The sequence below is a fragment of the Burkholderia cepacia complex sp. TUM26381 genome (assembly GCF_057439935.1).
In genome coordinates, this window is record NZ_CM172007.1 from 525,649 (window position 1) to 550,749 (window position 25,101).

A 25,101-nucleotide genomic window follows, 5' to 3' on the forward strand; every position below is an offset into this window, starting at 1 on the left:
GTTCAGGGGTTTGCGGCCGTCCGCAGTTCGTCGGCCGGCATGCCGCTCGACCGGCGCAACTGCGCATCGAATTGCTGCACACGCAGTGCGACGCGCTGCGCATAGCGCTTCGTACCGCCGTTGTAGCGTACGAGCGCGCTCTCGACGTCGCCGTCTGCATCGTCGAGATAGCCGCGGAAGATCGCTGCGCCGATCCGTACGTTGGTCGCCGGATCGGACAAATCCTTTACATGCGCGACGAGATCGCGATGCGCGGCGGGCAGTACCTGCATCAGTCCGCGCGCACCCGCGACGCTGGTCGCGTGGCGATCGAAGCCCGATTCGACCGCGATGATCGCGAGCAGCAGCGCCGGGGCGAGCCCGTAGCGGTCCGACTCGGTCTGCACCGCGCGGGCGATCGTGCGTGCTTCGGCATACGCGATGTGAAAGCGGTTGCGCAGCGCCGTGACGATCGTGTCGAGGGTGGGAGGCGGCGATGCATCGGGCGTGCTGGCGGCGCCGACCGGTGCCGCCGGCATGTCGTCGGCACGCGCGGGCAGTGTGGCCGATAGCGACAGCGCGATCGGGAAAAGCAACAGAAGCCGCTTCAGTGGCAGGGCCGGGCGCATACGCATGCGTTGTGCCGGCCGGTCATGCGATGAATAGGTTTCCTGCATGTCGTCGCATCGTGGTTCCGATGCGACGACTGTACGCAGTTACGCGTTGCGAGCGTCGAAAGAAACAGGTGTGCCGGATAAACGCCGCATAAAGACGCGGGATGTCAGTCGTCGCGGCCGCGCGTGTCGCCGCCGCCTTTCGCGAGCCGCCATGCGATCGTGCCGAGCACGCCCACCGCGACAACCAGCGCGCCCCACAGCACGTAGCGGCGCGTCGCGTCGGTATCGGCTGCCGGCACCGGCGCGACCGCCGATACCGGCAGCGCCGCACCGACCCGCGCGGGCCGCACTTCGGGCGCCATGCCGACCAGCATCGCATCGCGGCTCACGGCCGACGACACGAGCGACGCATCGCCGACGCCGAGCGTAAACGGCGGCGTGCCGCGCGCGACGAAGGTCAGCGCGGCAGGATGCCAGCCGACCGCGATGGCCGGCTGGCCGCCGCCGAACCCGCCGTTGCGCATGTCGACGACGATCCGCCATGCGCGATCCGTATTCGCCGCGAATTCGAGCGGCGGATTGCGCTGCTCGCCGGCCTTGCCCTGCAGCCGGAACAGCACGGCGCCCGCAACGTCGCGCCACGGCGCCTGTGCATCGGGGCGGCTCTGCAGCGTCGCGCGTGCGACGGTGTTCGGCTGCGGCAGGTCGATGCGTACGCGATCGACCGGATACGCGCCGTCGGTGTCGAACAGATACTCGCCCGGCGCGCTGCCGGCGTGCACACGCACGGCGTCGCGCCACTGGCGCGGCACGGATGCGGTATCGGTCCCGCGACTGTCGCGCGGATGCGTCTCGACGTCGATCGACGCGATCGCGGGCGCGCCGTCGAGCCAGTCCAGCCGCAGGTAGCGCGGCGCCGCGCCTTCGAGCGCGATGCGTTCCTGCACCAGCATGTCGTCGCCGCGGCCGACCTTCAGCAGCTGTGTGCTGCCGAGCGACCGCCAACTGCGCAGGTCGTCGCTCGCTTCGATCGCGACACGCCCCTGGTAGCTGGCGTCACCCACATGCACGAGCAGCGCATCGAGGGTGCCGTCCGCATGCGACAGGTCGACGAGATCGGCGCCGTGCTTCGTGCGCGCCGGTGCGGCGGTCGCCGCGCGCAGCGCGCCGTCCGGGCCGACCGTCACGCCGAGCGGCGCGTTGCCGTTATCGGCGCGGGCGGGCGGCAGCGGAAACCAGTGCACCGGCGTGCGCGCCGGCGGTACGGCGGGCGCGGCCGCGACGGGGGCATCGAGCGAATACGGCACCGGCTCGCCCGCACCGTTGAAGATGCGCACGTCGCCGAGATCGTCGCGCCGGCTCGCCGCATACACGGGCTGCGGCACGGTGAGCTGGTAATACGCGGCGCTGCCGTCGAGGTCGAGCGCGAAGCGTTGCGTGACGCGTCCGGCGTCCGGCGCACCGTCGGCGGCCGCGAACGACGCGAGCAGGCTCAGTCCGAGCAGGGCGGCGAGTCGCTTCATGGCTGGTCGTCCTGTTGCGCGGCGGCCTTCGGCGGCAGCGGCGAGAAATACCCGATCAGCAGCAGCAGCACGCCGATGCCGATGAACGACACGATGCGCTCGATCCCGGTCACGTGCGACAGGTCGAACAGGAACAGCTTGACGACCGTCAGCGCGAGCAGGGCGGCGCCGACGAACCACAGCGGGCGCAGTCCGCGGCGCGTGGCCCAGATCGTGATCGCGAGCGCGCAGAGGGTCCAGTACACGGACACCGACGCCTGCACGAGCGTCGATTCGGCCATCGCGCCGAATTCGTACGGCACGCCGGCCCAGTGGTGCAGCGTGCGCAGCAGGATCGCGTTCAGCCACAGGAACGCGGTGGCGCCGGCCGCGCTCAGCAGTTCGACGCGGTACTTGCCGAACGACCAGCCGAGCTTGCGCGCACGCACGAACCACGATGCGGCAAGCGCATAGACGACCACGAGCACGAGATCGAGCGGATTGAAGAGCGGCACGCGCGCCCAGCTTCCGCCGTCCTGCGTGAAGTTTGCGTAGAAGGTCCACACCCACATCACGACGATCAGCGGCAGCGACGCGAACGCACAGATACGGGCGATGCCGTCGCGGCGCGTCAGCCACATCCCGGCGAACGCGAACAGGCTCCAGCCGACCATGAACACCTGCTGGATGCCGAACGACGACAGCACGGTGTCGACGTCGTAACCCAGGTGGAAACGGTGATGCAGCGTGCGCAGCATCAGCACGTTGAACCACAGGAACACGGTCGCGAGCGCCGCATAGTCGACGACGCGCGGATGCCACGCGATGCCGAGCGTTTTCAGGCGGCGCAGCCATACGGCGAATGCAACGAAGACGAGGCACTGCGCGACGTCGAGCGGATTGAGCAGCGGCAGCCAGAAGAGCGGCGCGGCGCTGCCGTCGCTGATCGTGCTGGCGAGGCTCCACAGCCACAGCAGCGCGGCGAGCGGCGCCGCGCCCCACACCTGGTAGGCGCGCGGGAACGCCGCGACGGGCCAGCGCAGGCGCGAGCCGGGGCCCGACACGAGCAGGAGCAGCGCGCCGAAGCCGTACGCCCACGCGCTCCAGCTCCATGCCCCTTCGGGGACGAACGCGCGCAGGCGCCAGAACCCTTCGAGCGACAGCAGCCCGCACAGGGTCCAGAACGTCAGCGTATGCAGCGGCGCGATGATGCCGGCAGCGATCGATGGCACCGTGCCGTTCGCGGTCTCGGCGCCGGCCGTGCCGCGCGACTGGCGCCACAGCAGCGCAAGACCCGCGCCGACGACGATGGGCCACGCGAACGCACCCATGCCGGACAGCGGCGCTTCATGCGCATCGAACGCGCGCAGCGCGAGCAGGGCGAGCACCGGCGCCAGCGCGAGCGCGGGCCATTCGGCGAGCGGCCACGCAAGCCGGCGGCGCGCGACATGCGCGAGCCACGCGGTGCCGGCGGCGAACAGCGCGGTCGTATCGACGACGAAGCGATCGACATGCAGGTCGACGTGACGGCTCGCATAAACGAGGATCTCGTGCAGCCCGCCGCTGACCCACCACAGCAGTCCCCATGCGGCAGCGGCAGCACCGATTTCAGGCATCCACGCGTGCCACGCGCGCGCGTCGTCGCGTCCGTGCAGCCACCAGCCGGTAAACACGCCGGCCAGCGCGATCAGCAGCATCGCGATGTACGGGCTGTTGAGTACGGGCAGCGTGGTGGTGTCGGCCGCCCCGAGCAGGCTGGTGAAGAACGCGCCGGCCGCGGCGACCTGCATCAGCAGACCGAAGCCGAACGGCAGCAGGCGCTTCTGGCGCACGGCGAGCCATACGATGGCCGCGCCTTCGATCGCCCACGCGGCGCTGGTCGTCGGGCCCGAGAATGCGAGCGGTACGGCCAGCGTCGCGAAGATCACCGCGAGCGCGAGCATCGATTCGAACAGCAATCCGAGGCGGTCGCGGCGCCGCGCGAGCCAGGCCGCGACCGCGACGTAGAACGCCGACAGCGCGACCGCGCTCCACGCGAGCCCGAATGGCATGCCCTTCACGAGCGACGCCTGCAGCGCGGTCGCGACGATCGGCGTGCCGAACACGAGCGTGCCGTCGACGTAGTGCCGTAGCGCGAGTTCGCGTTTCACCGCATACAGCAGCGCGATGCCGACATACATCAGGAAGAACAGGATCAGGAACGGCTCGGTGCTCGCGAACAGTGCGGGACGATAGGCCGTCACGCCCCACGCGGAGCCGATCGTGAACGTGAACACGAAGCCGAGCAGGTTCAGCGGGCGCCAGGCCTTGAACCACGCGATCGCGAAGATACCCGCGTTCAGCAGCGCGTAGTAGCTGAACAGCGCGACGTGGTTGCCCTGGCCGGTCGACAGCAGCACCGGCGCGAGGAAGCCGCCTGCGCTGCCCATGAACGCGAGCGGCAGCGCGTTCTGCCGCACCGCGAGGAACGCGCTCAGCGCGCAGACCGCGACCATCAGCGGGAACGCGGCGCCGACGGGCAGCAGCGCGTAAAGCTTGGTCGCGGCGAAGATCGTCAGGTACAGGATGCCGACGCCGCCACCCTGCAGCACGAGGCCGTACGCGGCGCGTCGCGCGCGCACGCGCCAGCCGATCGCGAGCAGCGCGGCCGCGGCGAGCGCCGTGCCCGCGAGGCGGAATTCGATCGGCAGCATGTTGTTGTCGGCCGCGTACTTGAGCAGGAACGCGACGCCGAAGAACAGCACGATGATCCCGACGCGCACCACCGTGTTGCCGCCGAGCAGCCAGTCGCGCGCGGCGCCGAATGCACGGTCGACGATGCCGGGTTCGGGCGGCGCGGGCGGGGCAGGGCGGGCCGGTGCGGCGGGGGGCGTTGCCGTGGTGTTGACGGGAGCAGGCGCCGGTGCGCCCGGGCGTGCCGCGGATGCTGGCGCGGGCGGTGCGGCAGGCGCCGGTACCGAGGTGGCGGCCGGTGTGGCTGCCCGTGCAATGGCAGGTTGTGCGGGTTGTACGGGCGGCGTCGGGACGGGCGGCGACGGCGGCGCGGCTGCCGCACCGGCCGACGCCGTTTGCGCGACGCCACCGGCGGTTGCCGCGCCGGCCTTCGCGCCTGCCAACTGGGCGCGCAACGCGTCGAGTTCGCGCGTGAGCGTGTCGACGGTCGCTTCGAGGCGCGCGACGCGATCGGCAAGCGGCAACGGCGTGGGCGTCGGGGTCGCGGACATCGCGAACGCATCGGGCGCGGCTGGCTTGTTCTTGAGCTTGTGCTGCTGCAGCGCGTGACCGATGCAGAACCCGACGGCGGCCCCGAGCAGCGAGCCGTTCGCGGCCGAGAAATCCCCGATCAGGGCGGCGATGCCGCCCACGACGAAACCGATTACGGCGAATGCCCAGTTCAACGCCTTGCTCCCTCTCACTATCGTTATCGTCCATCGATCGCGGATCGCACCGGATCGAGGCGGTTTCAGCACGGCCGGCAGGCGAACCGGCATGCGCGCGCCGTGTGGGTGGACCCTCGTGCGAAAGGCCTGCGGCAACGTCGCGATCAGCGTGTTTGCGGGGAATGTATCACAGCGGCCCGTCGCGGATTTCCGGGCTTCGCGCGGTATCGCGGCGTGCGCCGTCCGGTGTCGTCGAACGGCTTTTTGCACGGTCATGCTTTTTACCGGCGAATGCGATACGTGTTTTCGTCTGAGCAGATCGCCGCCGGATCGGACGTGAATTTGTCGGAAAGCGACGTGCGGCCGATGCGCATTGGCGCAAATTCTCGTGCGATGCGCGCCGCGCTGCTGCGCACAAGTCCGACGGGCGACGCCCGCCGTTGCTGGGTGTGCGCGTACTGCGCCGCCGCAATCGGGTGCCGCCGCATGGCGCGGCCCGCCAGGCGGGGCTGGAGCCCGTGTCGTATTTGCGCAAGCGTTTGTCGTAATTCGTCGGCAGGTCGGGGTTTTTTCTGGCAACTATGTAGGCACGCTATGACAAGCGCGAGTCCCCGCTACACGAGGAGAAGGTTTCGATGGATGCCCCCAAGGTCGTGGTCGAAGGTCTGTGCAAGGTGTTTGGAAGCAATCCGCAGCAGGCGCTCGACATGCTCGCCGCCGGCGCGACGAAAGACGATGTGCTCAAGCGCACCGGTCAGGTCGTCGGCGTGCACAACGTCTCCTTCGATGTGCAGGAAGGCGAAATTTTTGTATTGATGGGCCTGTCCGGCTCCGGCAAGTCCACGCTGATCCGCCTCGTGAACCGGCTGGTCGATCCGAGCGCCGGCAAGGTGATGATCGACGGGCTCGACGTCGCGTCGGCGCGCCGCTCGGCGCTGACCGCGCTGCGCCGCAAGGACATGAGCATGGTGTTCCAGTCGTTCGCGCTGATGCCGCATCGCACCGTGGTGTCGAATGCCGCATTCGGCCTGGAAGTCGCGGGCATGGGCAAGAAGGAACGCGAACGCCGCGCGATGGAAGTGCTCGAGCAGGTCGGCCTGGCGCCGTTCTCGCACAAGCTGCCGTCCGAGTTGTCGGGTGGCATGCAGCAGCGTGTCGGCCTCGCCCGTGCGCTGGCCGTGAACCCGTCGCTGATGATCATGGACGAGGCGTTCTCCGCGCTCGACCCGCTCAAGCGCCGCGAAATGCAGGATGTGCTGCTGCAACTGCAGAAGGAACAGCGCCGCACGATCATGTTCGTGTCGCACGATCTGGAAGAAGCGCTGCGCATCGGCAACCGCATCGCGATCATGGAGGGTGGCCGCCTCGTGCAGGTCGGCACGCCGCAGGACATCATCGCGAACCCGGCCGACGATTACGTGCGTGCGTTCTTCGACGGCATCGACACCAGCCGCTACCTCACGGCCGGCGACCTGATGCAGACGGGCGCCGTGCCGATCATGTCGAAGTGCGATGCCGCGAACGTCGCGGCGACGCTGAACGGCAGCGCCGAATACGCGTTCGTGCTCGACGCCGCCCGCAAGATCCGCGGCTTCGTCACGCGCGACGCGATCGGTCAGGACACCCCGTCGGTGCGGCCGATCGAAAGCATCCGGCGCGACGCGTCGCTCGAACATGTCGTCGCGCGTGTGGTCGCCAGCCCGAATGCACTGCCCGTCGTCGACGACGACGGCTGCTACTGCGGCTCGGTCGACCGTGCACTCATCCTGAAGGCCATCACGCGTTCGCGAGGCTCCCATGTCTGAAATGATTCCGCTCGGTACCTGGGTCGACCAGTCCGTTCACTACCTGCTCGACCACGATGCGAAGACGTTCGACGCGATCGGTCAGGCGATCGAAGGTCTCGCGGCATTCGTCGAGCACAGCCTGCAGGCGATCCCGATGTGGCTGATGATGGCGATCTTCATCGGCGTCGGGCTGTGGCGGGTGGGCTGGCGCTTCGCGCTGTTCACCACCGCGTCGTTGCTGCTGATCTTCGCGACGGGTTTCTGGGATCAAACGGTCATCACGCTCGGCCTCACGCTGTCTTCGACGATCATCAGCCTCGTGCTCGGCATTCCGCTCGGCGTCTGGGCCGCGAAGAGCAAGTGGGTTGCCGCGATCGTGCGCCCGATCCTCGACCTGATGCAGACGATGCCGGCCTTCGTCTACCTGATTCCGGCCGCGATGCTGTTCGGTCTCGGCCGCGTGCCGGGGATCCTGTCGACGGTGATCTTCGCGATGCCGCCGGCGGTGCGCCTGACGAGCCTCGGTATCCGCCACGTGAACCGCGAGATCGTCGAAGCCGGCCAGGCGTTCGGCTGCACGCCGTGGCAGCTGCTGTACAAGGTGCAGTTCCCGAATGCGCTGCCGTCGATCATGCAGGGCGTGAACCAGACGATCATGATGGCGCTGTCGATGGTGATCATCGCGTCGATGGTCGGCGCGGGTGGTCTCGGCAACGACGTGCTCGCCAGTATCCAGCGCCTCGACATCGGCCTCGGTTTCGAAAGCGGTCTGTCGGTCGTGCTGCTCGCGATCATTCTCGACCGCATCACCGAAAGCTTCGGCCGCGCGCCGGGCACCGTGAAGGCACCGCTGTTCGCCGGTCTCAAGCAGCTCTTTCGTGTGAAGGCTGCGCCCGCACAGGCGTGACCTCCGGCGGCCGGAGTGCCTCCGGCCGCTCACCCTGAATATAGATAACGACTTCCGCGGCTTCGGCCGCGGGGGTGGCCCCCTGCAACCTCCTCGCCAGGAGACCGATGTGACGTCCGCCGTCGCTGTCGCGCCCGCCGCCTGCGTTTCACCGGTTTCGTCCCTCGCCCATTTCGGCTTCCTGACGCTGCCGAACTTCTCGATGATTGCGTTCTCGAGCGCGGTCGAAGTGCTTCGGATGGCGAATTACGTCGGGCGCGCCGACCACTACAAGTGGTCGATCTACTCGCTCGACGGCGCACCCGCACACGCCAGCAACGGTATCGCGGTGCGGCCCACGCAGGCGCTCGACTACACGAACCTGCCCGACGTGATGATCGTGTGCGGCGGCATCCGTATCCGCGACGTGGTAGACGAGGGCGCACGCGACACGCTCGCGGCGCTCGCCGAACGCGGGCTGCCGCTCGGCGGCATCTGCACGGGCGCGTACGCGCTGATGTCGAGCGGGCTGCTCGACGGCTATCGCTGTACCGTGCACTGGGAGAACCTGTCGGCGCTGCATTCCGAGTTTCCGCAGGTCGGCTTCGCCGACGAGCTGTTCGTCGTCGACCGCGACCGGCTGACCTGTACCGGCGGCACCGCGCCGCTCGACCTGATGCTGAATCTCGTCGGCATGCGCTTCGGCCAGCAACTGGCCGCGCAGGTGTCCGAGCAGTTCATCCTGGAGCGCATCCGCAGCTCGACCGATACGCAGCCGATTCCGGTGGATGCACGTGTCGGCTTCTCGCGCGCCGAGCTGATCGAGGTCGTGCGGCTGATGGAAGCGAACATCGAGGAGCCGCTGTCGCTCGAGGAACTCGCGCGGCTCGTGCGGCTGTCGCAGCGGCACCTGCAGCGGATGTTCAAGGTGTATTTGAACGTATCGCCGACCCACTATTACCTGACGCTGCGCCTGAAACGCGCGCGCGACCTGCTGCGCACGACCGACGCGTCGATCGCGCGCGTGACGACGGTTTGCGGCTTTCATTCGCCATGTCATTTCAGCAAAGCCTACCGCGCGCAGTTCGGCCACGCGCCGAGCTACGAGCGCCGGTTGCCGGGGCGCTGATCGACGGATGCATCCGGTCCGCGACGTCGCCGGGATCGCGGCGCGCGGCTTCAATAAACGATCCCGCATTCAAGCAAACGACATCACTTTGAGGAGAAGCAAGATGAAGCGCCTATTGATCGCAGCGGTGTGCGGAATCGGGATAACCGCGCCGATGTCGGCCGTTTATGCGGCCGATCCGCCCGTATGCAAGAACGTGCGCTTCGCGGATGTCGGCTGGTCCGACATCGCGGCGACCACGGGTCTCGCGTCGACGATGCTGCAGGGCCTCGGCTACAACCCGACGAAGACGATCGCCTCGGTGCCGATCACGTTCGCCGGGATCAAGAGCAAGCAGATCGACGTGTTCCTCGGCTACTGGTCGCCGACGATGGACCCGATCATCCAGCCGTTCACGAAGGCCGGCACGATCAAGGTGCTCGCGACGCCGAACCTGACCGGCGCGAAATACACGCTGGCGGTGCCCGACTATGTGTACCAGGGTGGCCTGAAGTCGTTCGCGGACATCCAGAAGTACGCCGACAAGCTCAACGGCAAGATCTACGGGATCGAGCCGGGCAACGACGGCAACCAGTTGATCAAGAAGATGATCGACAGCAACCAGTTCGGGCTCGGCAAGTTCAAGCTGGTCGAGTCGAGCGAGGCCGGGATGCTGGTCGAGGTGAACCGGGCGGCGCGCGACAAGCAGTGGATCGTGTTTCTCGGCTGGGAACCGCATCCGATGAACGTGCAGATGAAGATCGATTACCTGACCGGCGGCGACGACGTGTTCGGTCCGAACTACGGCGAAGCGAAGGTGCTGACGGCCACGCCGCCCGACTACTCGCAGCGCTGCCCGAACGTCGCGAAGTTCGTGTCGAACCTGCAGTTCACGACGACGATCGAGAACCACGTGATGGTGCCGATCATGAACAAGGAAGACCCGAACAAGGCGGCGGCCGAGTGGCTGAAGGCGAACCCGCAGGCGCTCGACAAGTGGCTCGCCGGCGTGACGACGCTCGACGGCAAGCCGGGTCTGCCGGCGGTGAAGGCCTACCTCGGCGTGCATTGAGCCTGACGCATCGGGCTGTGCGGTTTCGGCCGGAAGCCTGACGTGTTCTCGAGCCGGCGGAAGCGGGATGCCCATCCTGCTTCCGCCGGCTTTTTGCTTGTCGCGTCACGCGCGGCCCGTCGGTGAGCGGACGATGCGCTAGACTGCTCGATCCCGATCGAGGAGGCGGCAATGATCCGCAGTACGTTTGAAGTGTCCGGATGGCGGCAGGAAGCCGACAGGCGGCCGAACGGCGCGTCAGCGCGTCGCGACGCAGGCTGCAGCCGGACGATGCCGCATCGCGGCCATTCACGCGCATGAAGCGCATCGAACAAGTCGTGCTCGCCGCCGATCTCGCGGGCACGGTGGTATTCGCGATCGAGGGCGCCAATGCGGCGATCGGCGCCGGGCTCGACCTGTTCGGCGTGATGGTGTTGTCGCTCGTCGTCGCGCTTGGCGGCGGCGTGATCCGCGACCTGCTGATTGGCGCGCGGCCGCCCAGTGCCGTCAGCGACTGGCGTTATCCGGCGCTCGCGTTCGCGGCCGGGTTGTTCGCGTTCGTCTTTCATGCGCGGGTGGCCGAGTTTTCGCCGTCGATGCTCACGACGCTCGATGCGGCCGGCCTCGCGTTGTTTGCGGTCGCGGGCGCGGTGAAGGCGCTCGAATTCCGCGTCCACCCGTTCATCGCGACGCTGATGGGCGCCGTGACCGGTTGCGGCGGCGGCGTCGTGCGCGACGTGCTGCTCGCGCGGATACCGGTCGTGCTGGTCACGGATATCTATGCGAGCGCGGCGCTGCTGGGCGCGGTCGTTGTCGTGTCGTGCAGGCGGCTCGGATGCCCGCCCGTCGGCGCGGCCGTGCTCGGCGGCATCGCGTGCTTTGCGCTGCGGATGGCGGCCGTGCGCTACGGCTGGCAGCTGCCGAAAATCGCCGCCGGCGCGTAAGAAGCCGTTCCAGAAAGATATTTCACACTGTCGCATCCGCTTGCCGCCCGGCGGGGGATCGGACAGCATCGCGACGATTGAACCGGACCGGACGTCCGTTTCGCGCAGTGCAGCGGATCGCAATCGGGTATGCCTATGTCGCCTCTCGTCGAAGCAATCCTGGGCTGGACCACGCTGGTGCTTGCCGCACTCGGCCTGCTCTGCATGATGATCTGGCCGCTGACGCCGGACCGGTGGGTGTTCGAGGCCGGTTATGCGTGCGTGCCCGACGGTCGAAACCTGATCCTGTCGCCGCGGCGCATGCGCGTCGGTCACTTCGTGTGGTGGTCGTTCGGCTTTGGCCTGAGTGCGTTGGGACTGGCCTGCATGACCGGCGTACCGCTGCTTGCCGGAAGCGTGACCGGCGACGAATTGCAAGCATGGTACGAATGGCTCGGGCTCGGCGTCTTCGGTGTGTTCATCGTCGGAGTGGGCGCGCTGCTGATCTGGATCGGCCGCAAGCTGATGCGTTCGCGCTGGTTCGCCGGCCCGCTGCGCGAAACCCGCTTCTGCTGGCGTGACGACGAACGGTGGATCGATATCAGCACCACGCGCCTGCTGCGCAAGCCGGTGCTGAATACCTACGCGTGCCGCGATCTGGCGCATCTGCTGGTCGGCGGTCGGCGAAGCATCGACGGCGCAGTCGTGGGCGGCTCGCTGGTGAGGATCCAGAACGATCTGGCGCAGCTCGTGCTCGTGTTTCGCAACCACCGGCCGATCGACCTGATGGGGCGGATCAACGATGGCGAGCAAGCGCGCCGCACGGCCGGCATGATCGGCGCGTGGTGCGGCGTCGACATACAGTGGGTCGACGGCTTGCCGGACGTGACGCCGTTCAACTTCGACCGGATCTGATCGCCCCTGTCATCTACAACGAGCGCCATGCGCCCGCGTCACAACCCCTTCGTCGCCGCCGGCACATCGAATACGCGATCGAACGCCCACTGGAACACGAACGCGTAGCAGAAGAAAAATGCGAACAGCCCGATATCGACGACGAACGCGTCGAACCACGAGATGTCGAGCCACCACGACACGACCGGCACGAGAATGAAGATCAGCCCGCCTTCGAATCCGGTCGCATGCAGGATCCGCCGCCCGAGCGTACGCGCCGGCTGCCGGCGCGATGCTTCCCAGCGCTCGAACAGCGCGTTGAAGATCATGTTCCACAGCAGCGCGATCGCCGACATCGTCGCCGACAGCGCGCCCGAATAGACGAGATCCTGCTTGAAGATCGCCGCGATCGCGGGCGAGATGCAGGAAATGGCGATCGCTTCGTAGAGCACCGCCTGCGTGATCCTGCGCGGTAGGCCTTGCACGTTGTTCCTCCGGTTCGACGGCACCCGCCGCGGCATCGTGCCGCGACGTCCCGCAAGGCTACCCGCGTTGCACGCCCGCTTCAATTCACCTAATCTCACCCCGATTGAATCGAATTCAACCCGGCCGGATCCGGCCAGCGAGGCCCCGTGTTCTCGAAAATTCCCCTGACCGCATTGCGTGTATTCGAGTCGTCGGCGCGGCTCGGCACGTTCAAGGCCGCCGCGGACGAACTGTCGGTGACGCCGGCCGCCGTGTCGCACCAGATCAAGTCGCTCGAAAGCCGGCTCGGCGTGTTGCTGTTCGAGCGCGGCGCGAGCGGCGTGCGGCTGACGGCGGCAGGGGAGCAACTGTTTCGCACGAGCCACGATGCGTTGCTCGCGCTCGGTCGAGGGCTGGATGCGGTGCGGCCCGACACTTCCGGCGAGCGCACGCTCGTGCTGACCACCACGCCCGCCTTTGCGGCGATGTGGCTGATTCCGCGTCTAGGCGCGTTTCGTCGTGTCGATCCGCACCTGCACATCAAGGTCGAAACGGGCAACACGCTTGCCGATCTCGAACGCGATGCGCGGATCGATCTCGCGATTCGCGCGACGTCGCGCACGTTTCCCGCGCTGCACGAGATTGCGCTGATCGACGAGTATTTCGGCGCGTACGCGGCTGCCGGGTTCGATGCGCATCGCCCTGACGAGCCGCTCGACTTGATCGAGACCGTATGGGATACGCCGTTGCCGGTGTCGGTCGACTGGGCATCGTGGTGCCGCGCGGCGGGCCGCGAAGCGTGGCTCGAACGCGCAGTATTCCGTCACTACGACGACGAGCATTACGCGTTGCAGGCCGTGCTGCACGGGCAGGGTGTCGCGCTGCTCAGTTCGGTGCTGGCCGCCGAGCACGTCGAGCGCGGGGCGCTGATGCCGATCGAGCCGTCGGTGCGGCTCGACGGCGCGCGTTTCGTCGCGCTGTGCCGCCCCGGGCGGGAGCGCGAGCCGCAGGTCAGGCGGTTTCTCGACTGGCTCGAAGCGGAAATTGCACGCACGCGTGCGGCGGTGGCGCGGATGGCCAGACTGTGAAAGCAGGGCTCAATGCGAGGGTGGAGCAAAACGCCACGTTACATCCTGCCTGTTGATCTTTGGAAACGGCATGTTATGAGCAAACGCCTGCTTGCCAACCCGCTGATACATACCGTTGGCAAGCCACTGTGTAGCATCGAATAGTGAATCATCTTCCAATATTCACATCATGATTCTTTCGTTCATGAAATTCCCTTCATTCGCCATCCAGCCCGTAATAAGAGCAGCCAGTACCATAGCCGCAATTAAAACCGAGGTTTTTTTCATGAACGCGCTCTTCGCCTGAAAGCACGAAGTCCCACGGGCAACCCTTATGACGTACTACCCGATTTGACTGGATTTGTGGCACCCAACGAGTCCAGGGGAAAAATGATGTCCACGTCTTTTTCATATTGACGTCACACCCGCATATTCCTTGCCAACTCAAGTTCCTGGGCAGCGCCAGGTCCGGCGTGTTGGTGGAACAAAGCGCCACGTGACATCCTGCCCTTTGATCTTTGGAAACGGCATGTTGTGAGCAAACGTCTGCTTGCCTACCGGCAACTCCAGGCATTCCCACGTACCGGGCCACGGACAGAGTTCGCCGGAGCGCTGTTTCCAGCCAGGCTCGTCCAGCCTGGACTGGAGATCGGCTTTGGATTGCAACGGCTGGAACCGACGTTCTTCCTCGTCTTCGGGGATATGACTGCTGCGTGAGCGGGAAGTGAGAAGGATCTCACCTGTCGCTCCGTTACGATGAATAAAGACATAGAAGCGCTTTCCTTCCAGCAGGGTGTAGAAGGTGTAGTAGTCGACGGGTACCTTGGGCTTGTCGTCCCCAAAGTCCATGAATCCACTGCTGAGATAGACGATCTGTGGCCTGGGATCGAAATCGGAATCCAAGCCAAGTTCGTCGACCGAGGGCGGAACCTTAGGAGGAAAGTCTGCCGGAAATATTTCACCTTTGAGGGCGCGGACTATCCTCATTTGAAGGATTTCAACTTGCTCGTCGGTAAATGGAGGTGGGGATATTCGAAGCATTGTGGTGTCGTTATACTGCACCCCTCTCGGGTAGTAGACCTTGTCTTCATCTTTTAGAGAGATTCGCTGATACATGCCATTGGCAAACCACTGAGTGGCATCGAATGGAGGGTCATCTTCCAATACTCGCATCATGATTTTTTCGTTCATGGATTTCCCGCTGATCGTCGTCCGGCTTGCAAAAAGAGTTGCCAGTGTCATCATTACGATTAGCGCCGCGATTCTTTTGTTCATGCGCGCGCTTTTGGTCTGAAAGTATGAAGTCCCATGGGCAATCCCTCTGGCGTACTGCCTGACCTGACGGGATTCACGGCGCCCAACGGGTCCAGAGGCAGACCGATGGCCACGTCTTTTTCATGTTGACGCCGCGCCTCCATATGCTTTGCCAACTGGAATTCCCGGTCGGTGTAAGGTCTAGCGGGTGGTGTGGGTGGAGGCTCTCCTGGAATTTCGTTCATGGGCCCCTTTCCCAATGCCAATGTTCGTTTCCGATAAGCGGCCATCTGACGATCGTAGGCATCGACAGCTCGTTCATATTCGCCAATCTTCGGCAGCGTCTTCTGTGCCGCAACGAGTTCCCCCCGGGTCCCATAAGTTTCGTCATAGTTGGACCTTCGAGGAAAAGCCTGTACTTCCACATCACCCGCATCAGCCATGACCTGTGCGAGGCTCTCTTCATACCTGGGGTCCTCCCCGGGATCGAGTTTTGCTCCTATGTCGTGCCCAAGCCCCGTACGGCACGCGTACGAGAATATGGTTGCATCATCATCGAACGCCAATGGCGCCAGCATGCGCGCCTGATTCAGCCCGTAGCGGGTTTGCCATGACTCGCCGACGTCGTATCCGAATTCGATGCTGTGCACGAGGCCATGCGAGAAGATATCTAGCTGCTTGATCAGCCGTTTCTTGCTTCGACTTGCTGCAATGAATGTGACGAGATCGGCAACATCAGTCAGTTCTTGATAGCTGGCGCAATAGCCAACCTCTACAATTTTCTTAAGTTCGTCCAGAAGCTTGCGCGGATAGTCCTTCGAGAAAATCAGAAAAACACGCTGAATCGCATAGTCCGGCGTCCCATCCGGGTATTGGCGCAACTGCCGTATCCCTTGATTGATGAACATCATCCTGTTGCCCTTCCTGGCGCGTACATAGAAAGCCGGGTTAGAGCAACCAACCACAGTTACATAATCAAGGTCGGCAATCGCCGCCACTTCGGTCGTCGGGTTATTCGGGCTGGTCCGACTTTGCGTTTGTTGTTCCATGACGGACCTCAGTAGCTGATGTTCTGTTTGCGCAAGTGCATCGCCGCGTCTCTTCCCCATCGCAACGTTGCGGCGTCAGGCTGGCCGGTATAGATGCGCGCCGTAAGCCCTTGCGAATCGGTACGCCCGACGAAGCGCTGACCTTCTGCCGTTTCCACGCAATACAGGACATTGGCCAACACCTCTCCGGTGCGCGCGTGCTTGACGAGAAACTGCTCGCTGAACTTGGTTTCGGGGTTGTTGACAGCCCGTGACAACAGGTCGAGCAGCTTGCCTTTGCCGCCGGCCTGCTGCTGTATCGGCCCCTTGAAGCGAATGGCAACGGCGTCGAGCGTGATACCCGAACTGTCGATGACGATGCTGCCTCCCGGGCCTTGCAGAACCACACGCTCTGCGGCCTGCAACTGGTAGTGAAGGGTTCTCCGTTCGATGCACTGCCCGGCTTCTAGGCGGTGGCTGCCGTGAACGAGGTGCTCCGCATGGCCGCCGACATCGGAGCGGTGGTTGACGACAACGGTGTCGTGACGATTGTTGCCTACGGTCTCCGTGTGATTCATGCCGGTATGAATCACACGATGCCGCTCGATGGTGAGTTCTTCGTCCTGTCCCACTCGTTCACGACGGTCCCGACCTATCGCAAGTCGCTGGTCGTTCCCGATAGCTACGGTTTCGTCGTGTTCGACCTGTTCGCTGCGGTCATGCCCGACGAACGTGGTTTCGTCGTGGTTGACGTGAATGTTCTGATCGCGCTGCGCGTGGACGTAGATTTCCTCCTGACCGGCTTCATCCTCGAACCGCAGTTCGTTGAAGCCGTCGCCTTTGTGCGTCTGGCTTTTGATCGTCATCCGCGTCTTGTGCCTGGGTAGCTCGTACGGAGGCAGCTGCAGGCGGTTGTAGGCCCGTGACAGGACGAGCGGCTGGTCGGCATCCCCGTCGAGGTAGCCGACGATCACCTCCTGCCCGATCCGCGGGATCGCCATTTGCCCCCAGAGCGCGCCGGCCCAATTCTGCGCAACCTGAATCCAGCAGGAGCTGTGCTCATTGTTTTTGCCCTCGCGATCCCACGGAAACTGCACTTTCACCCGGCCGTACTCGTCGGTGTAGATCTCTTCCCCTTCCGGGCCCACTACTGTCGCAGGCTGCAAGCCGTCGATGCGCGGGCGCGGCAGCGGCTCGGCACGCCACTCGACATCGTCCGGCACCAGCATGGCTTCATAACGATAATGCGTGCCCTGTTGCGCATCGGCACTCTCTTCCGCCTGACTGGTGTACTGCTTGCCGTGATGGGTGATGCTGACCGTACGCCAGCCGCGATTCATGTCTTCGCGCGGGTGGCCGGTGAGGTCGAAGGCGATGCCGGGTTGTAGACGCGCATCGTCACCGCTCACACGGGCGATTCGCGCATCGCGACGGTGGCCACGCAGGCGGTCCTGCGTGAAAGCCTTGCCGCTGGCTTCGTGCTTGTAGCGGCCCGGGTAGTCGTAGCGCGCGTAGCCGCGGCCCTGGTGATCGAGGTCGGTGCCCTCGCGCGGATACTCGTGCGGATAGCGTGGACTCTTGAACGTGTAGTCGCGCTGCACCTGGCGCGTAGAGCGCACGTTCTCGGTATAGGCGAACGTGCGCAGGCTGGGTTGCGGCGGGTCGCCGCCGGGCGTCGGGTTGTACAGCACGGGCTCGCCCTGCTGGCGGCCAAAGATAAACAGGCGATCGCAGTGGATCAGCCGGTGGCCGTCGGCGCGGTGCTGGAAGGCGTAGAAGAAGCCTTCCTCGCGCAGGATACGCTCGACGAAGTCGTAGTCGGTGTCGCCAGCCTGCACGCAGTACTCGCGCGACAGATGTTCGGCGGTGACGCGCTGCTCGTAGTCCAGCGTCTGGCGGTGTGCCTTGAGCACGGCCTGCGCAATCTCCGGCACGTTGAGCATCTGGAAGATGCGCCAGTCGGAAGACAACTTCAGGCGCGCCAGGCGTGGCTCGACCACGGCAGAATAGCGGGTGCGGCGAAATCCCGTCTCTCCCTGAACGAACGACGAAACGGTGCCATGAACGTAGCGCACCGGTTGATCACCTTGCCAGATGGTCAGCAAGCCGCTGTGATCGAGGACCTTGCCGAAGTCCACCGATGGATTGGCGCTCGCCAGATCCAGCTCCAGCCGGAAAGTTTCGGATAACTGTTCTTCCAGTCGGAATGCGACGACTTCGAAGTCCGTTGTGTCTGGAATCGAGAAGGTGAAGCTCAATTGGCATGCTTGTGACATCGTAACGATTCTCCGGGCGACAAACACGGTCCGAGGCGTGTCCTGTTACGCCCCCGTGTCATGAACGACGACATAGGATGTGACACCCCACTGTGAATGCCGATAGCGTGCGGTTGGCACGTCACGGATTTTTCAGATCGGTAGAATCGCTAGCGCCTCGCCTCGTGTCTATGAGACATATTCGAAATTTTCCGCTGCATTTTCCGAGGCACGGTCCTGCAACACGTGCGTTGTAGCCGTGCATTTTCGTCAGGCGATGAGCCTGAAGGCGAAGGGAGCACGATCGCCAACGCGTACTGGCGGGACGGATTGATCATCCGTCGATGGTCGCCGACTTGGCCGGTTCGGTACTGATTGACTGGCATGTCGAGTGCGGCGCGTTGACGGCGATCGAGCCGTCGGTGCGGCTCGACGGCGCACGCTTCGTCGCGCTGTGCCGGGGCCGGGGAGGGAACGTGAGCCGCAGGTCAGGCGGTTTCTCGATTGGCTCGAAGCGGAAGTCGCGCAGACGCGTGCCGTGGTGGCGCGGATGATGCCAGGCGACCGCCGAACGGATGAACACATGGAGGTGAGATCCGCCGAGTGAGCGGGAACCCGAACATATCGGGTTCCGGTTGTCCGTCGCCCGCTGTCACCCGAACCTGACGCCATACACCGGCGGCAAATGCGCCGATACCTGTTGCCAGTGTTCGCCGCCATCGACGGACGTCCATAACCCGCCGGTCGTCGACGCCATCGCGAGGCGCATGCCGGAATCGTCCACCGCGAGCCCGTGCCGGTACACGAGGTCGTATGCCGGCGCGGCCGGCAATCCGTTCGACAGGCTGTCGAAACTGCGCCCGCCGTCGCGCGTACGCGTGACGACGAACCGGCCGTTCACCGGAATCCGGCACGCGTCCTTCACGGCCGGCACGAACCACGCGGTGTCCGGTTCGTGCGGATGCACGGCCACCGCGAAGCCGAAGCTCGACGGTTGCGCCTCGATCCGCCGCCAGTGTTCGGCGCCGTCGGTCGAGCGGAAGATCGCGCAGTGATGCTGCGTCCACAGGACATCCGGGTTGGCCGCGCACTGCACGACGCGGTGCGGATCCTGCATGTTGGGCTCGCCACGCCGCTCGGGCGGCATGTAGTCGGCTTCCATGCCTTCTGCGGTCACGCGCCACGTCGCGCCGCCGTCGGCGGTCTGCCAGACGCCGCCGCACGAGATGCCGACCGTCACATGCCGGCTGTCGCGCGGATCGACCATCACCGAATGGATGCCCGGCGCGTCGTATCCGCCGCCGCCCCATTCTGCGCGTTCGGGGCGGTCCCACAGCGCGCGATTGAGCACCCACGAATCGCCGTGGTCGTCGGAGCGGAACAGTCCGCCGGGAATCGTGCCGGCCCACAGCACGCCGGGCTCGTCGGCGCCGCCGGTTTCGAGCGACCAGATCTGCTGAAGCGTCCACGGCGGTTGCGGCGCACCGGGCGGCTCGTCGTCGGGGTCGCCGGTGGTGGCATGCGCGCCAGTGCCGGCAGGGCGTGTGTCGGCGGGCTGCGGTGGATAAACCGGGACTGCGCATTCCTCCCAGTCGGTGGCGCCGGCTCGCAGGCGATGCAGCTTCACGCCGAAATGCCCGAGGTTGAGCGCCGCATACAGCGTGCCGTCGCGCGGGTCGGCGAGCGACATGCTGACGGGCTCGCCGATGAAATGCGGTTCGCCGAGGGCCCAGCTGCCGTTACCGTCGGGCGCCAGGACGAACAGGCCCTTGCGGGTGGCGACAAGCAGTCGATCGTTCATGTCGGATGTCTCCTGATGGTCCGGCCGGTGCAATGGCGCAGCCGGGTATCGGCCCGTGCATCCGTCCCTTTATCCGCCTGTCAGCGCCTGGACGACATACACCCGGCTGGCATTGCCGAGCGCGTCGGACAGATGCTGCCGGTCGCGTATCGGCTGGCCGTCGACGAATACCGACAGATGTTTCCGCAGCGCGCCCTGGTCGTCGACGATGTAGCCGCGCAGCCGCGGCTGTTCGCGGAAAACGGTGTCGAATGCTTCGCCGACCGTCTGCGCGTCGATGTCGCGCTCGGGCGTTTCGACATGCCGCTGGATCGACGCGGCGAAGAAGAGGTGCGCCATGGCGGTGGCTGGCAGGAGCCTCGCGGTGGGGACGGTCTGTAGTGTAGGCGATCCGCCGGTAGTCGAAAGTCAGGAGGGCGCTGCGCCCCGTGCGTTCCGCCCGGTGCGCTAGACCGGAATCGACCGCCCGCGGATCCGGATACCCAGCCGCACGACGCCGATTACCGCGTTCGACAGCCAGGTGAGCAAGCGCGGCATCCCGCGCCGGCGGATATCGAGCAGCAGCACGATCCGCACTTCGTCGCTGTCGTTCCACACCTCGTGCATGAACGTGTCGTCCCACAGCAGGAAGCGGCCTTCGTCGAGCCGGTAGTCGCGGCCGTCGACCTTGAGCACGGCGGCCGGCGTACCGTCCGCGCGCTTCGGCATCGACAGCACGAGATAGCCGCGCAGGATGCCGCGAAACGGCCCGCGATGCGGCGGGATGTGCTTGCCGGGCGCGAGGAACGACAGCGATGCCGACAGCACGTCCGGCGATGCCGCGACGAGCGACGCGATGGTCGGGCAGCGCGACAGGTTGCGCGGGAACGGCTGGCCGTACGCCTGCATGATGAACATCCGCCAGTCGCGCGCATCGTTGGCCGAGATGTCGTACTGCTCGCGCATGATTTCGTGAAAGCGCGGGATGCGCGGCATGTCGCGCGCCACGTCGAGCGCTTCCGCCCGGATCGCGGGCCACGCGCGCACGAAACGCTCGGCGTCCGGGAACGCGGCCGTGTCGAGCACGGCGCCGCCATCGATATGGCGGTCGTACAGCGTGCGCAGCAGGCCGGCTGCATAGTCGTAAGCGACGGACATGGTCGATCGGAACGCGATCCGTATGAGGTGACGTCAGTCTGCCCGAACCGCAAAGGGCGCTGCGTTACGTCAGGTTACGCCGGCTGACGAATGAATGACAGTTTGATGAATGCGCGGCACGAGCGGACCGGAAGGCCGGGAATAAACGCAGCCCCTCCGTCGTCATACGGGTGTAGCACGTCGTCTCGTTGACTTCTGAAGGAGTGGAACATGAACAAGTATTGGCTGGTGGCCGCCACGGTGGCGGCAATGTCTCTCGCGGGTGTCGCGACGCAAGCGTCGGCACAGGCACTCACGCGCGCACAGGTCCGGCAGGAACTGATCGACGCGGAAAACAACGGGTTGCGCTTTGTGACCGATACGTCGTACCCCGATGTGAGCCCGCTGTTTCAGCAACAGGCCGACCAGATGCCGCAGCGTCAGGCCAGCACGGCGGTCGGCAGCGATCCGGCCATGTCGTCCGAAGCCGGCAAGCCGGCGGCGCTGTCGCGGCATCAGGGCTCGGCCGCATGCGTTGGCCCCGCGAGCTTCTGCGCGATCTATTTCGGAAGCTGATACACCCGCCTGCATCGGCAGGTCACGCATTCACCACGGTTGATCGATACGCAACATTGAAGGAGTTCATGATGAAAACATATATCGTACTACTGACGATGATCGGAGCGATCGTCGGTCAGTCCGCATTCGCGCAATCGGCCGCGCCGCTGACGCGCGCGCAGGTTCGCGACGAACTGATGCGTCTGGAAGCGGCCGGGTACGACCCGGCGAAGGGCGACGATGGCGAGTATCCGGCGGACATCCAGGCCGCGGAAGCGAAGCTCGCCGAGCAGGATCGTGCGCGGATGGCGGCGGCCGCCGCGCATGCGCCGGCGCCCGGCATGCCGGCGCAAACCAGCAACTAGGTGCCGACATGATCGTGTGTGAAGTCTGGCCGTCGTGTTCGCGGGACGGCAAACCACTTGCCCTTCGCGCCACGCGACGTGGCCGAAGGGCGCCGGCTGCGATGCCGCTCATTGCACGCCGCTTCGCGCGGCGTCGCGATCAGCTCGTCGGCCGGTCGCGATGAGCCGGCAGGTCGATCACCACGGCATCATGCGCTGCACGACCTGGTCGCGCAGCACGAAGCGGTGCATCAGCGCGGCCGCCACGTGCAGGCCGATGCCGGCGAACAGCACCCACGCGAGGATGCCGTGCACGTCGCCCATCGCATGGCCGAAGGCGGAGCCGGCCGTCGACAGCGCCGGCAACGGGATGACGCCGGCCAGCGTCACGGCCCATGCGCGCGACGACGCGTTGATCCAGCCGAGCAGCGGCACCGCGATCAGCAGCACGTACAGCGCGCCATGCGTGACGCCCGACAGCGCGCGCATCGCGGGCGACAGGTTGCTCGCAGGCGGCCGATGCGTCGCGCGCCACAGCACGCGGCACGCCATTGCCGCGAGCAGCGCCGTGCCGACGATCAGGTGCGCGGCGATCAGGCCGACGGGTTGCGTGTCGCGATGCACGTCGGGCATCGTCCAGCCGATCGCGTATTGTGCGACGACCAGCGCCGCGATCAGCCAGTGAAGAAGACGGGCGACGGCGTCGTAACGGGCGGGTGCGGACATGAAGGCTCCTGATGGGCGGCAGGGATGGCAGGTTTCGGGCGGATTCTACGATCGAATCCTTAACGAAACGTTAAGCAGGCGCCGTCGATCGGCCCGCACCCGCCGACGGCAGCGCGATCGCCACGCCGAGGCCCTGGCCGCCGATACCGGACTCGAACTGCACGGTGCCGCCGAAATACTGCGCGATGCGTGTGACGATCGACAACCCGAGCCCGCTGCCGGGCGACTGCGCACCGGTGCCGCGATAGAAGCGGTCGCCGAGCCGTTCGTGCTCGTCGTGTGCGACGCCGGGCCCGTCGTCGCGCACGACGATGCGTTGCAGTGCGCCGTCGTCGTGTACGCCGAGTTCGATGCGCCCGCCGTGGCGGCCGTACTTGACGGCGTTGTCGACGAGATTGTCGAGCAGGATGCCGATCAGGATCGGATCGGCGTCGATCGCGCGTGTGGAGAGATCGCCGGTCACGATGGCGATGGCTTTGTCCGCGGCCTTCGCCAGATGGCGATCGATGGCCGCATCGACGAGTTCGCGCACGACGACCGCACGCGTCGGGATGCGTTCGTACTCGTCGAGCCGCGCGAGCAACAGCAACTGTTCGGCGAGCCGCGCACTGCGGTCGACGCCTTGCACGACGCGCTGCATCGCCAGTTGCTTGCGCGCCGGATCGTCGGTCGCGATCGCCACCTGGGCCTGCACCTTGATTGCGGCGAGCGGGGTCTTGAGTTCGTGCGCGGCGTCGGACGTGAACGCGCGCTCGCGCACGATCGATTGCCGCAGCCTTGCCAGCAGGCGGTCGATCGCGTCGACCAGCGTGCGCACTTCGTCCGGTACGGTCGCGACGCCGAGCGGTTCGAGCGATCGCGCATCGCGCGCGCCGATCAGCGCGGACAGCGTCTTCAACGGCGCGAGGCTGCGGCCGATCGTGACCCAGAGCAGCAGCGCGAGCACCGGCAACGCGACAATCAGCGGCAGGACGATGCCGCGTGCGATGCCGGTCGCCAGATCGCTGCGCGTATTGATGGTCTCCATCACCCGCACGCGGCGCCCCGACGTGTTGTCGCGCAGCGCGTAGGTGCGCCACTGCATGTCGCCGATGGCGATCGTCTGCGGCGCGCCGTGCGGGTCGCGCGCATCGGGCCGCCCTGCCGCGGCAGCGGGAAGGCTCGACGCAACGACGTTGCCTTGCGCGTCGCGCACGTCGAACAGCACGTCGCGTGGCAAGCGGTCGCCGTCGTTGTCGGACCCGTGTCCTGGCGCGCCGAATGAGAGTTCGACGCGCGCGTCGGGCGGCACGCGGGCAAGGCGGTCGAGGTCGGCCGGTGCGAGATTGACCAGCAGCGACGCGTACTCGGCGAGGCGGGCATCTTCCCATTCGCCGATCTCGCGCGTCGCGTAGTGGATGCTGCCGAACACGGCGACGAGCCATACGACGGTCACGCAGCCGATTGCCATCAGCGACACGCGGCGTCGTATCGAGCGGGCGATCATGGGAGGTCGACGACGTAGCCGATGCCGCGGACGGTGCGGATCAGTTCCGCGCCCAGTTTCTTGCGCAGGTTCGAAACATGGACCTCGATCGCATTGCTTTCGATGCCTTCCTGCCAGCCGTACAGGCTGTCCTCGAGGCGCGCGCGCGACTGCGGCATGCCCGGGTGGCTGACGAGCTGAACGAGGATCGCCCACTCGCGCGACGTGAGCGCGATACGCGACGCATCGCGCGTCACCGTATGGGCGGTCAGGTCGATCGTGATGTCGCGCCACACGATTTCATCGCCGGCGCGGCCCTGCGAGCGTCGCACGAGCGCGCGGCAGCGGGCGAGCACTTCGGACAGCTCGAACGGTTTCGCGAGATAGTCGTCCGCGCCGTCGTCGAGGCCGCGGACGCGGTCGGCCACGGTGCCGCGCGCGGTCAGCACCAGCACGGGGACCGTATCGCCCGCGTCGCGCAGCGCGCGCAGCAGTTCCGTTCCCGATTTCCCGGGCAGGCCGAGGTCGAGCACGACGAGCGCGAAGCGCGTCGTCGCGAGCGCCGCGGCGGCCGTGTGACCGTCGCGCAGCCAGTCGACGTGATAACCGGCCTGGCTGAGGCCGATCTCGAGGCCGCTGCCGATCAGGTCGTCGTCTTCAACAAGGAGGAGTCGCATGGTCGATTGATGTGCAGGCATTCGCGATTGTACGAGCCTGGCCGCGTGCGCCGTGCAATGGAATGTAATCGGACCCCGTTCAAATGCTGCGCGATTCTGAAGAACGCTTAAGGTTGGGCGCCGGCAATCCCGCTACCATCGGCCACGACATTTCTCGGGCGGTTCTCCGCTTCCCCCGATCCCGAACCGGGTCGGGCATGTCCGGCACGTGCCGGATG

Annotated in this window: 21 protein-coding genes and 2 pseudogenes; 10 read left to right on the top strand and 13 right to left on the bottom strand. The window is 65.9% G+C overall.

Translation table 11 applies throughout. From position 1 onward, the window contains the following. Window positions 1-2 precede the first annotated feature (2 nt). The 3 genes from ACWMMN_RS19160 to ACWMMN_RS19170 form a co-directional block, all read right to left on the bottom strand. Entirely contained in the window at window positions 3-575 is a 573-nt protein-coding gene (locus tag ACWMMN_RS19160) for a lytic transglycosylase domain-containing protein (protein WP_256087174.1), read from the bottom strand. A 185-nt stretch (window positions 576-760) separates the two neighbouring features. After that, the gene (locus tag ACWMMN_RS19165) at window positions 761-2,119 is read right to left on the bottom strand and encodes a DUF3999 domain-containing protein (protein ID WP_486423793.1); all 1,359 of its coding nucleotides are present in this window, start codon (window positions 2,117-2,119) and stop codon (window positions 761-763) included. Beyond that, window positions 2,116-5,496 (bottom strand): DUF2339 domain-containing protein, encoded by a 3,381-nt coding sequence (locus ACWMMN_RS19170; RefSeq protein WP_486423794.1) that lies wholly within the window; start codon window positions 5,494-5,496, stop codon window positions 2,116-2,118. Before ACWMMN_RS19170 ends, ACWMMN_RS19165 begins: the two co-directional genes overlap by 4 nt. Before the next feature lie 335 nt (window positions 5,497-5,831). On the opposite strand from ACWMMN_RS19170, the pseudogene ACWMMN_RS19175 reads away from it, so the two are divergent. From ACWMMN_RS19175 to ACWMMN_RS19200, 6 genes and pseudogenes are all read left to right on the top strand, one after another. Continuing rightward, a pseudogene (locus ACWMMN_RS19175) lies at window positions 5,832-7,283 on the top strand (quaternary amine ABC transporter ATP-binding protein); the annotation flags it as partial. Continuing rightward, the gene (gene choW / locus ACWMMN_RS19180) at window positions 7,276-8,172 is read left to right on the top strand and encodes a choline ABC transporter permease subunit (RefSeq protein WP_059239052.1); all 897 of its coding nucleotides are present in this window, start codon (window positions 7,276-7,278) and stop codon (window positions 8,170-8,172) included. The pseudogene ACWMMN_RS19175 and the gene choW, both read left to right, overlap by 8 nt. Before the next feature lie 109 nt (window positions 8,173-8,281). After that, window positions 8,282-9,280 carry a GlxA family transcriptional regulator gene (locus ACWMMN_RS19185; RefSeq protein WP_046549694.1) on the top strand — a complete coding sequence of 333 codons (999 nt, stop codon included), beginning with the start codon at window positions 8,282-8,284 and terminating at the stop codon, window positions 9,278-9,280. A 103-nt stretch (window positions 9,281-9,383) separates the two neighbouring features. Continuing rightward, a complete protein-coding gene (locus ACWMMN_RS19190) occupies window positions 9,384-10,331 on the top strand; it encodes a choline ABC transporter substrate-binding protein (protein ID WP_059239056.1) in 948 nt (315 codons plus the stop codon). Between the two features lie 296 nt (window positions 10,332-10,627). Then, window positions 10,628-11,254, top strand: a complete 627-nt coding sequence (locus ACWMMN_RS19195) for a trimeric intracellular cation channel family protein (RefSeq protein WP_174993870.1) — start codon at window positions 10,628-10,630, stop codon at window positions 11,252-11,254. Window positions 11,255-11,383: 129 nt separating this feature from the next. Further along, a complete protein-coding gene (locus ACWMMN_RS19200; RefSeq protein ID WP_486423795.1) occupies window positions 11,384-12,148 on the top strand; it encodes a hypothetical protein in 765 nt (254 codons plus the stop codon). A gap of 38 nt (window positions 12,149-12,186) precedes the next feature. Here the strand turns inward: ACWMMN_RS19200 and ACWMMN_RS19205 are convergent, their stop codons facing one another. Continuing rightward, window positions 12,187-12,612, bottom strand: coding sequence for a PACE efflux transporter (locus ACWMMN_RS19205; protein ID WP_059240907.1), 426 nt, complete (start codon window positions 12,610-12,612; stop codon window positions 12,187-12,189). Window positions 12,613-12,759: 147 nt separating this feature from the next. On the opposite strand from ACWMMN_RS19205, the gene ACWMMN_RS19210 reads away from it, so the two are divergent. Then, window positions 12,760-13,680, top strand: a complete 921-nt coding sequence (locus ACWMMN_RS19210; protein WP_059239062.1) for a LysR substrate-binding domain-containing protein — start codon at window positions 12,760-12,762, stop codon at window positions 13,678-13,680. 423 nt (window positions 13,681-14,103) lie between these two features. Here the strand turns inward: ACWMMN_RS19210 and ACWMMN_RS19215 are convergent, their stop codons facing one another. Genes ACWMMN_RS19215 through ACWMMN_RS19225 form a run of 3 tightly spaced genes read right to left on the bottom strand, consistent with a single transcriptional unit; the run spans window position 14,104 to window position 18,199 of the window. Continuing rightward, the gene (locus tag ACWMMN_RS19215) at window positions 14,104-14,934 is read right to left on the bottom strand and encodes a hypothetical protein (protein WP_486423796.1); all 831 of its coding nucleotides are present in this window, start codon (window positions 14,932-14,934) and stop codon (window positions 14,104-14,106) included. After that, window positions 14,931-15,962 carry a hypothetical protein gene (locus ACWMMN_RS19220; RefSeq protein ID WP_486423797.1) on the bottom strand — a complete coding sequence of 344 codons (1,032 nt, stop codon included), beginning with the start codon at window positions 15,960-15,962 and terminating at the stop codon, window positions 14,931-14,933. Before ACWMMN_RS19220 ends, ACWMMN_RS19215 begins: the two co-directional genes overlap by 4 nt. A gap of 8 nt (window positions 15,963-15,970) precedes the next feature. Continuing rightward, window positions 15,971-18,199, bottom strand: coding sequence for a type VI secretion system Vgr family protein (locus ACWMMN_RS19225; RefSeq protein ID WP_226196206.1), 2,229 nt, complete (start codon window positions 18,197-18,199; stop codon window positions 15,971-15,973). Between the two features lie 353 nt (window positions 18,200-18,552). Here ACWMMN_RS19225 and ACWMMN_RS19230 point away from each other — a divergent pair. After that, window positions 18,553-18,803 (top strand): annotated as a pseudogene (locus ACWMMN_RS19230) (hypothetical protein); the annotation flags it as partial. Between the two features lie 45 nt (window positions 18,804-18,848). Here the strand turns inward: ACWMMN_RS19230 and ACWMMN_RS19235 are convergent. The 3 genes from ACWMMN_RS19235 to ACWMMN_RS19245 form a co-directional block, all read right to left on the bottom strand. After that, the gene (locus tag ACWMMN_RS19235; RefSeq protein ID WP_486423798.1) at window positions 18,849-19,997 is read right to left on the bottom strand and encodes a WD40/YVTN/BNR-like repeat-containing protein; all 1,149 of its coding nucleotides are present in this window, start codon (window positions 19,995-19,997) and stop codon (window positions 18,849-18,851) included. Window positions 19,998-20,066: 69 nt separating this feature from the next. After that, complete coding sequence (locus ACWMMN_RS19240; RefSeq protein ID WP_174993867.1) at window positions 20,067-20,336, bottom strand: MoaD/ThiS family protein; 270 nt, start codon at window positions 20,334-20,336, stop codon at window positions 20,067-20,069. A 108-nt stretch (window positions 20,337-20,444) separates the two neighbouring features. Continuing rightward, window positions 20,445-21,134 carry an aspartyl/asparaginyl beta-hydroxylase domain-containing protein gene (locus tag ACWMMN_RS19245; protein ID WP_059239072.1) on the bottom strand — a complete coding sequence of 230 codons (690 nt, stop codon included), beginning with the start codon at window positions 21,132-21,134 and terminating at the stop codon, window positions 20,445-20,447. Window positions 21,135-21,344: 210 nt separating this feature from the next. Here ACWMMN_RS19245 and ACWMMN_RS19250 point away from each other — a divergent pair, with 210 nt between their 5' ends. Together ACWMMN_RS19250 and ACWMMN_RS19255 are read left to right on the top strand one after the other, a co-directional pair. Next, entirely contained in the window at window positions 21,345-21,689 is a 345-nt protein-coding gene (locus ACWMMN_RS19250; protein WP_486423799.1) for a DUF4148 domain-containing protein, read from the top strand. A gap of 71 nt (window positions 21,690-21,760) precedes the next feature. Then, window positions 21,761-22,036, top strand: a complete 276-nt coding sequence (locus ACWMMN_RS19255) for a DUF4148 domain-containing protein (RefSeq protein WP_059240908.1) — start codon at window positions 21,761-21,763, stop codon at window positions 22,034-22,036. A 177-nt stretch (window positions 22,037-22,213) separates the two neighbouring features. Here the strand turns inward: ACWMMN_RS19255 and ACWMMN_RS19260 are convergent, their stop codons facing one another. The 3 genes from ACWMMN_RS19260 to ACWMMN_RS19270 form a co-directional block, all read right to left on the bottom strand. Next, window positions 22,214-22,741, bottom strand: coding sequence for a cytochrome b (locus tag ACWMMN_RS19260; protein WP_486423800.1), 528 nt, complete (start codon window positions 22,739-22,741; stop codon window positions 22,214-22,216). Between the two features lie 70 nt (window positions 22,742-22,811). Beyond that, on the bottom strand, window positions 22,812-24,227 hold the full coding sequence (locus ACWMMN_RS19265; protein ID WP_059239078.1) for an ATP-binding protein: 1,416 nt from the start codon (window positions 24,225-24,227) through the stop codon (window positions 22,812-22,814). Continuing rightward, window positions 24,224-24,883, bottom strand: a complete 660-nt coding sequence (locus ACWMMN_RS19270) for a response regulator (RefSeq protein ID WP_486423801.1) — start codon at window positions 24,881-24,883, stop codon at window positions 24,224-24,226. The genes ACWMMN_RS19265 and ACWMMN_RS19270 overlap by 4 nt, the downstream gene beginning before the upstream one ends. Window positions 24,884-25,101 lie beyond the last annotated feature (218 nt).